The 12,042-nt window shown below is 71.0% G+C and carries 10 protein-coding genes and 1 pseudogene; 2 read left to right on the top strand and 9 right to left on the bottom strand.

Features of this window, described 5'->3' with window-relative positions; genetic code table 11:
- Window position 1 precedes the first annotated feature (1 nt).
- Window positions 2-4,276 (bottom strand): HAMP domain-containing protein, encoded by a 4,275-nt coding sequence (locus tag OHN19_RS41875; protein ID WP_330269239.1) that lies wholly within the window; start codon window positions 4,274-4,276, stop codon window positions 2-4.
- A gap of 244 nt (window positions 4,277-4,520) precedes the next feature.
- On the bottom strand, window positions 4,521-4,901 hold the full coding sequence (locus OHN19_RS41880; protein ID WP_330269240.1) for an STAS domain-containing protein: 381 nt from the start codon (window positions 4,899-4,901) through the stop codon (window positions 4,521-4,523).
- Between the two features lie 162 nt (window positions 4,902-5,063).
- On the opposite strand from OHN19_RS41880, the gene OHN19_RS41885 reads away from it, so the two are divergent.
- Window positions 5,064-5,555: an ATP-binding protein gene (locus tag OHN19_RS41885; RefSeq protein WP_330269241.1), complete on the top strand. Its 492-nt coding sequence runs from the start codon at window positions 5,064-5,066 to the stop codon at window positions 5,553-5,555.
- Window positions 5,556-5,595: 40 nt separating this feature from the next.
- Here the strand turns inward: OHN19_RS41885 and OHN19_RS41890 are convergent.
- From OHN19_RS41890 to OHN19_RS41915, 6 genes and pseudogenes are all read right to left on the bottom strand, one after another.
- A pseudogene (locus OHN19_RS41890) lies at window positions 5,596-5,838 on the bottom strand (alpha/beta hydrolase); the annotation flags it as partial.
- Window positions 5,839-5,983: 145 nt separating this feature from the next.
- Window positions 5,984-6,361: a fic family toxin-antitoxin system, toxin component gene (locus tag OHN19_RS41895; RefSeq protein ID WP_330269840.1), complete on the bottom strand. Its 378-nt coding sequence runs from the start codon at window positions 6,359-6,361 to the stop codon at window positions 5,984-5,986.
- Window positions 6,361-6,600 carry a hypothetical protein gene (locus OHN19_RS41900; protein ID WP_330269242.1) on the bottom strand — a complete coding sequence of 80 codons (240 nt, stop codon included), beginning with the start codon at window positions 6,598-6,600 and terminating at the stop codon, window positions 6,361-6,363. Before OHN19_RS41900 ends, OHN19_RS41895 begins: the two co-directional genes overlap by 1 nt.
- Before the next feature lie 80 nt (window positions 6,601-6,680).
- Window positions 6,681-7,523 carry an NAD(P)H-binding protein gene (locus tag OHN19_RS41905; protein WP_330269243.1) on the bottom strand — a complete coding sequence of 281 codons (843 nt, stop codon included), beginning with the start codon at window positions 7,521-7,523 and terminating at the stop codon, window positions 6,681-6,683.
- Between the two features lie 99 nt (window positions 7,524-7,622).
- Window positions 7,623-8,819, bottom strand: coding sequence for an MFS transporter (locus OHN19_RS41910; RefSeq protein ID WP_330269244.1), 1,197 nt, complete (start codon window positions 8,817-8,819; stop codon window positions 7,623-7,625).
- Between the two features lie 132 nt (window positions 8,820-8,951).
- Window positions 8,952-10,097 (bottom strand): serine hydrolase domain-containing protein, encoded by a 1,146-nt coding sequence (locus tag OHN19_RS41915; protein WP_330269841.1) that lies wholly within the window; start codon window positions 10,095-10,097, stop codon window positions 8,952-8,954.
- Between the two features lie 269 nt (window positions 10,098-10,366).
- On the opposite strand from OHN19_RS41915, the gene OHN19_RS41920 reads away from it, so the two are divergent.
- Window positions 10,367-10,867, top strand: a complete 501-nt coding sequence (locus OHN19_RS41920) for a GNAT family N-acetyltransferase (RefSeq protein ID WP_330269245.1) — start codon at window positions 10,367-10,369, stop codon at window positions 10,865-10,867.
- Window positions 10,868-10,888: 21 nt separating this feature from the next.
- On the opposite strand, the gene OHN19_RS41925 is transcribed toward OHN19_RS41920, so the two are convergent.
- Window positions 10,889-11,710, bottom strand: coding sequence for a class I SAM-dependent methyltransferase (locus OHN19_RS41925; protein ID WP_330269842.1), 822 nt, complete (start codon window positions 11,708-11,710; stop codon window positions 10,889-10,891).
- Window positions 11,711-12,042 lie beyond the last annotated feature (332 nt).

Raw genomic sequence — 12,042 nt, forward strand, 5'->3', positions numbered from 1 at the left:
CTCACGCGGGCAGCCACCGCCGGACCCGGGCCATGAGGTCGCTCGTGTCGACGGGCTTGGTGACGTAGTCGTTGGCCCCCGACGCCAGGCTCTTCTCCTGGTCGCCCGGCATGGCCTTCGCGGTGACCGCGATGATCGGCAGCTCCGCGTACTGCGGCATCGAACGGATCTCTGTGGTGGCCGTGTACCCGTCCATCTCCGGCATCATCACGTCCATCAGGACCAGCGAGATGTCCGGGTGAGCGAGCAGCATCTCGATGCCCTTGCGGCCGTTGTCCGCGTGCAGGACCTGGAAGCCGTGCAGTTCCAGCACCCCGCTGAGCGCGAACAGGTTGCGCGCGTCGTCGTCGACCACGAGGACCGTACGGCCGAGGAAGGAGTCGTCGACCACCTGCGCGGCGGGCCGCTGGGGCTCCTCGGAGCGCACCAGCGACAGCACGTCACCCGGCTGCTCGGCGGACAGGTGCAGGATGATGCGCTCCCGCAGGTCGTCCAGGCTGGACAGGAAGTCCAGCGGCCGGTCGCCCGCCAGGGCCCGCAGCCCCTGCTCCTGACCCATGGACACCCGGTGCCCGGTGTGCACGAGGACGGGCACGCTGGCCAGCGCCGAGTCGCCGCGCATGGCCTCCAGGAAGTCCGCGCCCTCGTCGTGCGGCATGCCCAGTTCGAGGACGACACAGTGGCAGGGGTCGGCCGCCAGCGTGCTCGCCGCCTCCTGCGCCCCCACGGCCGTGATGATGTCGATCGCCCCGTGCGGATCGTCGGGGTCCTGGGCGAGGTCCGCGACGGCCCGCTCGGCGACCAGCGTGAGCAGACCGCGGGGACGCTCCTCGATGACCAGCAACCGCCGCCTGCGCGGCTCGGCGGAGGACGCGGGGCCCGCGAGCGCGCGCGGTGCCGCCTCCTCCTCCGGGTCGAGACTGTCGTACGACTGCTCCGCCGGCCGCCCCCCGTTCTCCAGCTGCTCCTCGAAGTCGGCGCGCGCCACCGGGAGATGGAGCGTGAAGGTGCTGCCCTGGCCGGGCGTGCTGTCGACCGTGACCGCGCCGCCCAGCAGGTGGGCGATCTCACGGGTGATGGACAGACCGAGCCCGGTGCCGCCGTACTTGCGGCTGGTCGTCCCGTCGGCCTGCTGGAACGCCCCGAAGATCGTCTCCAGTTGCTGCTGCGGGATGCCGATGCCGGTGTCCTTGACCCGGAACGCCACGATCGGTCCGCCGCGGTGCACACCCGGCGGGACCTCACTGTCGGCGGCGGGCTCGATGCGCAGCTCCACCCTGCCCTGCTCGGTGAACTTCACCGCGTTCGACAGCAGGTTGCGCAGGATCTGCCGCAGCCGGGAGTCGTCGGTGAGCAGGTCGGCCGGGGTGCCGGGCGCGGTGGAGACCGTGAACTCCAGGCTCTTCTGCGTAGTCATCGGCCGGAACGTCGCCTCGACGTACTCCAGGAGCTTGCGCAGCGGCACCCGCTCCGGGGCCACGTCCATCTTGCCCGCCTCGACCTTGGACAGGTCGAGGATGTCGTTGATCAGCTGGAGCAGGTCCGAGCCCGCGGAGTGGATGATGCCCGCGTACTCGACCTGCTTCGGGGTGAGGTTGCGCGAGGGGTTCTGGGCCAGCAACTGGGCCAGGATCAGGAGGCTGTTGAGCGGGGTGCGCAGCTCGTGGCTCATGTTGGCCAGGAACTCCGACTTGTACTTGGACGCCAGCGACAACTGCTGTGCCCGGGTCTCCAGTTCCTGCCGGGCCTGCTCGATCTGGAGGTTCTTCGCCTCGATGTCGCGGTTCTGCGAGGCCAGCAGGGAGGCCTTCTCCTCCAGTTCCGCGTTGGAGCGCTGGAGTTCGTCCTGCTGGACCTGCAACTCCTCGGAGCGGGCCTGGAGTTCGGCGGTAAGCCGCTGCGACTCGTCGAGCAGCTCGTCGGTGCGGACGTTGGCCACGATGGTGTTGAGGTTGACGCCGATGGTCGGCATCAGCTGGGCCAGGAAGTCCTGGTGGATCTGGGTGAAGCGGCTGACGGACGCCAGCTCGATCACCCCGAGGACCTGCTCCTCGACCACGATCGGCAGCACCACCAGAGCGGTGGGCACGGCGTGTCCGAGACCCGAGGAGATGGTGACGTAGCCCTCGGGCAGCTCCTCCACGGTGACCATACGGCGGTTGCGCGCGGCCTGCCCGACCAGCGAGCGCCCGACCGGGATCCGGGTGGGCCGCTCGTCGTCGTCCGGATAGCCGTACGAACCCACCAGCCGCAGCTCGTGTCCGCGCTCGGTGTCCTCGGCCAGGTAGAAGGCACCGAACTGGGCGGAGACCAAGGGGGTCAGCTCGTCCATGATGAGCTCGGCGACCACGGGCAGGTCGCGGTGGCCCTGCATCAGGCTGGAGATCCGGGCGAGGTTGGTCTTGAGCCAGTCCTGCTCCTGGTTGGCCCGCGTGGTCTCGCGCAGGGACTCCACCATGGAGTTGATGTTGTCCTTGAGCTCGGCGACCTCGCCGGAGGCCTCCACCCTGATCGACCGTGTCAGGTCGCCCTCGGCCACGGCGCTCGCGACCTCGGCGATGGCGCGGACCTGCCGGGTGAGGTTCCCGGCCAGCTCGTTGACGTTCTCCGTCAGCCGCTTCCAGGTGCCCTCGACACCCTCGACCTCGGCCTGTCCGCCGAGCCGTCCCTCGCTGCCGACCTCGCGGGCCACGCGGGTGACCTCGGCGGCGAACGACGACAGCTGATCGACCATCGTGTTGATGGTCGTCTTCAGCTCCAGGATCTCGCCCCGGGCATCGACGTCGATCTTCTTCGACAGGTCACCGTTGGCCACGGCGGTCGTCACCAGGGCGATGTTGCGCACCTGCCCGGTGAGGTTGTTGGCCATCGAGTTGACGTTGTCGGTGAGGTCCTTCCAGGTGCCGGCCACGTTCGGCACCTGGGCCTGCCCGCCGAGGCGTCCCTCGGTGCCGACCTCGCGGGCCACGCGGGTCACCTCGTTGGCGAACGCGGACAGCGTGTCGACCATCGTGTTGATGACGTCGGCCAGGGCGGCGACCTCACCCTTGGCCTCGACGGTGATCTTCTGCGAGAGGTCACCTCGGGCGACGGCCGTGGCGACCTGGGCGATCGAACGGACCTGCCCGGTCAGGTTCGACGCCATCACGTTGACGTTGTCGGTCAGGTCCTTCCAGGTCCCCGACACGCCCCGCACGATCGCCTGGCCGCCGAGGTTGCCCTCGGTGCCGACTTCTCGCGCGACGCGGGTGACCTCGTCGGCGAAGGCGGAGAGCTGGTCGACCATCGTGTTGATGGTGTTCTTGAGTTCGAGGATCTCGCCGCGGGCGTCGACGGTGATCTTCTGGGAGAGGTCGCCCTGCGCCACCGCCGTGGCCACCTGGGCGATGTTGCGGACCTGCGCGGTGAGGTTGCCGCCCATGAAGTTCACGGAGTCGGTGAGGTCGCGCCAGGTGCCCTTGACGCCCTTGACGTCGGCCTGACCGCCCAGCCGGCCCTCGGTGCCGACTTCCCGGGCGACGCGGGTGACCTCGTCGGCGAAGGCGGAGAGCTGGTCGACCATCGTGTTGATGGTGTTCTTGAGTTCGAGGATCTCGCCGCGGGCGTCGACGGTGATCTTCTGGGAGAGGTCGCCCTGCGCCACCGCCGTCGTCACCTGGGCGATGTTGCGGACCTGGGACGTCAGGTTTCCGGCCATGAAGTTGACCGAATCGGTGAGGTCGCGCCAGACCCCGCCCACCCCCGGCACCTGCGCCTGACCGCCCAGCCGGCCCTCGCTGCCGACCTCGCGCGCGACGCGGGTGACCTCGTCGGCGAAGGCGGAGAGCTGGTCGACCATCGTGTTGACGGTCTCCTTCAGCTGGAGGATCTCCCCGCGCGCGGGCACGTCGATCTTCTGGGACAGGTCGCCCCTGGCCACCGCGGTCGCCACCTGGGCGATGTCACGGACCTGGGTGGTCAGGTTGCCCGCCATCGCGTTGACCGAGTCGGTCAGGTCCGCCCAGGTGCCGGAGACCCCCGGCACCTCGGCCTGGCCGCCCAGCGTGCCCTCGGTGCCGACCTCGCGGGCCACGCGGGTGACCTCGGAGGTGAACACGGACAGCTGGTCGACCATGCCGTTGAAGACCGTGGCGATGTCGCCCAGCAGACCCTGTCCGTCGGACGGCAGCCGGGTGCCGAAGTCGCCGTCGCGCACGGCGGTCAGCCCGGCCAGCAACTGCCGCAGTTCCTGCTCGCCGGGAGCCTGCTCCCGGGCCTCCGTCGACGTGCTGGTCATGGCACCCTCGTTCCGCTCCCCAGGAGTCCCCGCGCCGGGGACTCGGAACCGCGCCGAGCCCTGTCACAGGCTCGCTCACCAGCGACAATCCCGCACCCCACGGTGTTGCCCGATGAGAAATCCGTCGAAGATTAACCCAGGTTCCGAGCGGCGGCCAAAGCCCGGCGGGAGCGTTGTGACACAGCGAAAAAAGAGGTCATGAACTTGGCATGAGGGGGGTGATCCCGGGTACTCGTCCCGTTTTTCAGGCGCCCGGGTCGGTCGCGGCGAGGGCGTCCTCCAGGGTCGGGTGACAGGGCACGAAGGTGTCGAGCCCCACGAGCTGGAGGGTGCGCAGCACCGCCCCCCGCGCCCCCGCGAGCCGCAGCCAGCCCTGCGCGGCCTGCGTGGTGTGGAAGGCCGCGATGAGGGCGTTGACACCGCTGGAGTCCATGAACGTGACCCGGCTCAGGTCGACCACGACCCGGTGACGGGCGGCGGTGTCTGCCGGGGACAGGGCCCGCGTCAGTCCGGGCACGCTCTGGTGGTCGATCTCTCCTTCGAGAACGAGGACGGTGATGTCGTCGGTCTCGGTGCGGACCACGGAGAGTCTGCCGTGACCCACTGCTTCCCGGTTGTCTGCCACTTGTTGCGTCCTCTGCGCGTTCGACGGGGGCTCTCACGCCTTGTTGCCACCGTTGCCCAGGAAGCCCGAGTGCGAAGCATGGGACGGCCTTTTCGTTCGAGGGCGGCACGGATCCGGGGCGGCACAGGAGTAAGGCGGGAATGACGGGGTATCCGGGCGCCCATGAACGGGGTACTGGAGATGGTCGGCAGGGTGCGGGTCCTGCCTGAGGAGTGTTCGCGGATGCCGGAAGCCGCACCTGTCGAGGTGACCGTGGCCCTGGACGGAGCGGACGGCTGCATCGCCGACGCGCGGAGCCAGACGTCGAAGTTCCTGGCGCGGGTGCAGGGTGAACGGGGACTACCGGTGTCGGCCCGCACCATGGATCTGGGGCAGCTGGTGGTCAGCGAGCTGGTCACCAACGCGCTGAAGTACGCGCCGGGGCCGGTGCTGCTGCACCTGCGCATCCAGGACGGGATGCTGGAGATCCAGGTCTGGGACAGCGATCCGACGCTTCCGCTGGCGCGCGCCGCCGACGCGGGGCGGGTCGGTCAGCACGGCCTGGAGATCGTGATGGCGGTGGTCCAGGGCTTCGAGGCACACCGGGAGTCCGTCGGCAAGCGCATCACGGTCCGCCTGGCCCTCTTCGACGGCTTGCCGGACTTCCCCGACTGACGGGGACCCGGCGGGACGGCCCAGGGGAGCGAACGCGCCGTCAGTGGCCCTGTGCACCGGGGGCGCGGCGCAGCAGTCGTGTGAGCCAGTCGCTTCGGGTGCGCGCGCCGTGGTCGATATGTGTGCGTGCGGGTACAGGGCGTCGAAGCCGTGGAAGCCGCCTGCCCGCACGTGGAGTTCGGCCTGCCCACCGGCCGCCCGGACGCGGGTGGCGTAGTCGGTCCTCGTCCCGGAAGACCTCTGCGGAGCCGGTGTCGATGTAGGCGGTCGGCAGGCCGGAGAGGTGGGGCAGATCAGCATCTGGCCGGCGAACGGCGCCTCGCCGGACGAGTTGGTCCCGGCGCCCACTGGCCGGCCGAGGCGAGGTGACGTGTCGACAGGAGTACACCGCGTCGCCTCTCTGGAGGGGAAGCCGGAACCCCTCGCTCTCAGGTGGCCCGCGGCCAGCCCCGCAGGAGCGTCGCGATCCTCGCCGCGGTGCAGGTGGGGTCGCGGAGCAGGTCCCGCAGGGCGACGGCGTCCTCGCGGGCCGGTTTGACCGGGATACCGGAGGCCTCCAGGTACATGACGCCCGTCGCGGCGGCCACCGCCATGTTGGAACGCTCCAGCCAGCGGCACCGGCCGAGAACGTGCACCAGGGCGGCGGCCCTCGCGTAGGGCCCGTCGTAGACAGGTTGCTCCAGCAGCTCGGCGCGGTGCCCGGCGACCGCCGCCACCGGCACCCCGTAGTCCTCGGGGGCGGGATCCCCGACGCCCGCGAGCTCGGCGACCTGGAGGATCCACGGGACGTCGATGTACAGGTCCATCACGCGGCGTGCGTCCCCGGGACGTCCCGGTCGGCGTCCTCGACCTCGTCGAAGACCGCCTGGTGCTCGTCGAGGAAGCGCCGTGCCGCGTCCAGCCCCTGTCGACGCAGCCCACTGGCGTCGTCGAGCACGAGAGCGGCGATGTAGTCCCCGAGCGGCAGCCCGCGGTCCTTCGCGCGAGCCTTGGCCAGCTCCACGATCTCGTCGTCGATCCGCGCGCCCAGCTGTGTCTTCGCCATGGCGCGATGGTAACAGCTGTTACCAGGAGCTGTCAGTCTCTCCTGCCCGCGGTCCGCCGGCCCCTCGCACCCACATCCCCTCAGTCCTCCAGGAAGGCTCCCTCGTGGTCCCGCACCCACTCCCGGAAGGTCCGCGCCGGCCGCCCCAGCACCTCCGGCACATCCCGCGTCACGACATCGCAGCCACCGCCCCGGATGAACGCCCCGGCCCGCAGGAACGCGTCGTCGAGGCCCAGCGCACGCAGATGCTCACGCTCCTCGGCCGGTGACAGGTCGTGCCGCGCGATCGGACGGCCGAGGACCTCCTGGAGCACGTCGATCTGCTCGGGAACGCTCAGTGTCTCCGGGCCGGTCAGTGTGTACGTCCGCCCGGCGTGCCGTGCGTCGAGCAGGGCCAGGGTGGCGACCTCGGCGACGTCCCGCGGATCGACCATCCCCTGCCTGCCGTCTCCGTAGGCGTTCGGCACGGGGGTCCCGTGCCTGATGGCGGCCGCCCAGCCCAGCGTGTTCGAGTCGAAGGTCGCGGGACGCAGGATCGTCCACTCCAGTCCGCTGTCCCGGACGGCCTGCTCACCGGCCAGATGCCAGGTGCCGAACGGTCCCACCGCCGGGTCCCCGGTGCCCGTCGAGGAGAGCTTGACGACCTGGCGCAGGCCCGCCGCCCGTGCCGTCTCCACCAGACCCCGGTCGTGCTCGGAGTCGTCGGCCCCGAACACCCCGACCAGGAAGGCCGCCCGCGCCCCCTCCATGGCCGCCGCCACCGAGGCCCGGTCACGGTGGTGGCCGCGCACCGGTTCCACCCCGGCGGGCAGCTCCGCCCCCGCCGGGTCCCGCGTCAGGGCGCGCACCTTCTCACCGCGCGCCGCGAGCTGTCGTACCACTTCACTGCCGATGGTGCCCGTGGCACCCGTCACAACGATCATGTTCCCAGCGTGCGCGGCCGGGGGTTCGGGTCTCTAGGAGATTCCGGCACGGTCCGGATGCCGTGCCGCGACCTCGCAGCAGGCCCGGGCATCCGGTGGTCAGGCGTCGAGGGGCGCGGCTGTGCGGTCGCGGGTGTCGGCGGCCGGGGCGATGAGGATGGCGGAGGCGACGAACACCAGGACCGCCACCATCGCCGAGCGCAGCCCGTAGTGGTCGCCCAGGAACCCGAGGGCCGGTGGTCCGACGAGGAAGGCGACGTAGCCGATGATGGCGACCAGAGAGACCCGCGCGGTCTGGTCGGGACCCGAGTCACCGGCCGCCGACAGGGCCACCGGGAAGCCGAGGGAGGCCCCGAGTCCCCAGAACAGGACCGAGGTCGCCGCTATGACCACGTTGTCGGAGAAGATCACGAGGACGAGGCCGACGGCACCGGAGACGGCACTCGCGCGCACGACCGCGGCCCGCCCGAAACGGACGAGGAAGTACGTGCCGCAGAAGCGGCCCAGGGTCATCGCGGCCGCGAACCCGACGTAGACGAGTGAGCCGGCCGTGGCGTCCAGGCCGTGGCCGTCCACCATGAGCAGGGGCAGCCAGTCGTTGGCCGCTCCTTCGGCGAGGGCCATGGCCAGCACGATGGCACCGATGAGGAGCAGCTTGCGGTCCTTCCAGACCTGCGGCCCGGCTCCCTTCACCGCCTCGGCCGTGCGGGGCTCCGTGCTGAGGCCGACGCCCCTCGGAAGCGACCGCGCGGCATGGAGCAGCATCCCCGTGGCGGCCAGGGTGACCACGGCGAGGTGCCAGGAGACGGGGACCTCCGCCGCCGTCGCCGCCATTCCGGCCAGGGCTCCTATCACCGTGCCCAGGCTGAAACAGCCGTGCAGCGTCGGCAGTACCGGGGTGCCGGTGATCCGCTCCACGTCGGCGCCGTCCACGTTGACCGCCACTTCACCCGACCCCATGCCCGCGCCGAACAGGAAGAGGCCGGCCGTGACCAGGGGCGCCGACGGAACGGCGCTGCCGGCCGCGATGACGCTCGTGGCCGCGATGATCAGGACGGTGCCGAGGATGATCACGGGCCGGGTGCCCAGGCGCCCCACGAACCGGCCGGAACACAGGATGCCGAGCATGGACCCCACGGACAGGCCGAACAGGATCAACCCCATCTGCGCGGTGGACACGCCGAGTCGGTCCCGCACGTCCGGAGTGCGCGTCACCCAGGAGGACAGGGAGATGCCCGGGAGGAAGAAGAAGAGGTACAGGGCCTGGCGGCGCCGCCGCACGGAGGGGTCGGTCACGAGAAGGCTCCGCGGGGGCTCGGAAGAACGGGCGGGCAGGTGCCGGGTCCCGCGCCCATCGGTCCGCACAAATGTACATAACCGTCGGGCGCGGGAGAGGTGCTGATCCCCGGCTGGTCCCGGCCCGCGCCCTTATTGCAGGGGTGCCGGGCGGTCGTAGACGTTGTCCGGGGTCACGATCTGGGTGATCGCCCGCGCGAGCAGCGAGGACGGTTCCTGGCCCTGGTACGTGATGTCGGTGTTGATCATCAGCACCAGGGTGGCCTTCTTCGAGGGCAGATACACGGTGACGGTCTCGTATCCGGGGATGGAGCCGTTGTGCCCGATCCAGCCGCCGCTCTCGAAGATGCCGAGGCCGTAACTCGTCCCGGGATGGCCGGTGGGCAGCATCTTCAGCCTCTCGGCCTGCGTCCTCGGCCGCAGCAGCGTGCCGGTGGCGACGATCTTCGCCCAGCGGCGCAGGTCGTGCAGGTCGGAGATCATCGCCCCGGCCGCCCAGGCCCAACTGGGGTTCCAGTCCGTGCTGTCGGCGACCTCACCGCTCAGCGTCTGGTTGGTGTAGCCGTGCGGGTGCGGCCGGGGGAACTCGAAGCGCTCGGGAAGCAGCGTGTGGGGCAGGCGGGCCGGGCGCAGCACCCGCCGCTCGAGGAAGTCGGCCAGCCTGCGCCCGCTGGCCCTCTCGACCACCAGCCCGAGCAGGATGAGGTTGGTGTTGGAGTACTGGAACTGCGCGCCCGGCGCGAAGGTGTTCCTGTGTTTGAAGCCGTACGCCAGTACCTGGCGCGGGGTGAACGAACGCTCCGGGTCGCTCAGCAGGTCGTGCTGGAAGTCCGCGTCCTCGGTGTACGGGAAGAGACCGCTGCGCATCTCGGCGAGGTGGCGCAGCGTGATGCGGTTCCCGTCGGGCACCCCGTGGACGTAGTCGGAGATCGGTTCGTCGAGTCCGATCAGGCCGTCGTCGACGAGTTCGAGCAGCGCGGTGACCGTGAACGTCTTCGTCTCGCTGCCGATGCGGACGAAGACGTCGGCCCTCATCGGCTCGCCGGTGGCCTTGTCCGCGACGCCGGTCGCCCGGACGTAGCTGCCCTTGCCCGGCATCCACAGTCCCGCGACGACACCGGGAATGCCGGCCTGCCGCCGGACCTTCTCGATGGCCTTGTCCAGCCGCGAGGCCAGCGCACGGTCGAGTTCCCGAGGAGGGCAGTCGTCGTCCACGGTCCGGTGGGGCGGGTTCGTCTGCGCCGCCGTGGCGGGGGCCGCCGCCAGCGGAGCCAGCATGGACGCCACGAGCAGGGCTGCGGCGCAGATACGACGGGCGGGGATACGGCGAGCGGGGATACGACGTCTCACGTCTGGGTGCCTCTTCCGGGTGCGGGGGAGCGGTTCGTCACCATCGCTGCCCTGGGAGCACGCCCTGCGCCCGGTCATCCCCGGGGGAGTCCACCCGTTCGGCGCCGCCCGAGTCGCTCCGACGCACTAGCGGAGGTAAGGGGGAGGGGGCCCGGCCGACCGTACGGAGGCGATCTCCGCTGTGTGATGCTGGCGCCATGACCGATCACCACGAGGTTGTCGTCGTGCGCTCGCCGGCCCGGACCCCCGCGGCCGAGGCAGGTCTGGCCGCGTTGCTGGCGGACTACCACCTGCGGACGGAGGCCGAGAAGGGGGAAGCGGTCGCCGATGTGGACAGTCTCCCGGACCGCTACCGGGCTGAAGTCCTCGCCCCCTGGACCGCGTTCGCCGACGACCTCGTACTGGTGGCCCGCTTGGCGGACACCGCCGTGGGCTGTCTGGTCGTGACCGCTCCCGCCGACGGCCGCTCGGAGATCAAGAGACTCTGGACGGACCCCGCGTTCCGCGGCCGCGGCATCGCGTCCCGCCTCCTCGGCGAAGCGCTCGCGCAGGCCGCGGAACACGGCGTCGACAGCGTGCGGTTGTCGGTGTGGCGATGGCGGACCGGGGCGATCGCGCTCTACGAACGCCTCGGTTTCACCGTCACCGAGTCATGGGACGGACGGGACCAACTGGTGTGCATGCAGCGGAAACTCTGAGCGGCCACGACCAACGGTCCGTCAGCCCGTGGGGCCGGGCTTCCAACCCCAGGTCGTCATCATGCCGGCCGACAGCGCGGCGCATTCGTCGGAGTCCAGATAGAGGAGCGCCGCGTCGATGGTGTCGTCGTCGACCGTGCCGGTGGCGAGCATGGCCTCTCGGCTGCGCTCCCAGGTGTCCGCCCAGAAACGGCTGATCGCACTGCCCGGCGTCAGCGGGGGCACGTACAGCTCGGCCGCGGCGCGCACCAGTCCGGCTCCGCGCAGCAACTGGGGACAGGACGGCACCCACGAGACATCGGTGCCGATGGTGGCGCGCAGCCCCAGCCACATCGCCCGCATCACCTCCGTGTACGGCGTGTCGGGCGTCCGGTCGTCCGTCAGGTCCACCGCGTCGCTGAGCACCAGCACGCCACCGGGCTCGACGAGTTCGGCCAGGTTCGCGATCACCCGCTCCCGGTCGGCCAGGTGCATCAGCGCGAACCGGGCGTGCACGAGCCGGAACCGGCCCGCGGCGAAGCCCGGCGCGGTGATGTCACCTTCCGTCACCTCCAGACCGGGCGTGGGCCGTCGCGCGAGGAACCGCACGTCACGGTCCACGGCCAGCACGCTGTCCACGCCGGCCTCCTCCAGCAGCCGGCGGGACACGGTGCCCGTCCCCGCCCCCACGTCGAGACAGCTCCACCCCGGGCCGACCCCGAGGGCCCGCAGCCGCGTCATCGTGATCTCGTCATAGGCGAGAGCGCCGAAGTCGATGCGCTCGCCCTCACCCTCCTGCTCGGGACGGAAGACGTCCTCGCCGTAACGGCCGCCGCCCTCCGGGTCGCCCATCGACGCCGCCATCACATCGCCGCCCACGTGGAGCGGTGCAGCGGCTGGAGAGCGCCGCAGGTGCGCCGGCGGCAAGGGCGGCGCTCCGGCACCTGCGGGCGACCGAGGCGAGTGCCGTCGTACGGTTTCATTTCCGGACCTCTTTACGCAGCGGGCGGTACCCGGCGGCCCGTCCGGCGCCGCCGTCCGACCGATGTTCCCCACCCGGCCGCCCGCAGCACCGAGGCGCGCCGCACGTGGTCCGATCGGCGCACAAGCGGCAACCGCCCGCGACGCACCAGCGGCAACCGCCCCGTCCGGGGGCCGATTTGTGCCCTGGCCGACTCGCGACCGGCCCGGGCATC

The sequence above is a fragment of the Streptomyces griseorubiginosus genome, assembly GCF_036345115.1.
GTDB classification, from domain to species: domain Bacteria; phylum Actinomycetota; class Actinomycetes; order Streptomycetales; family Streptomycetaceae; genus Streptomyces; species Streptomyces griseorubiginosus_C.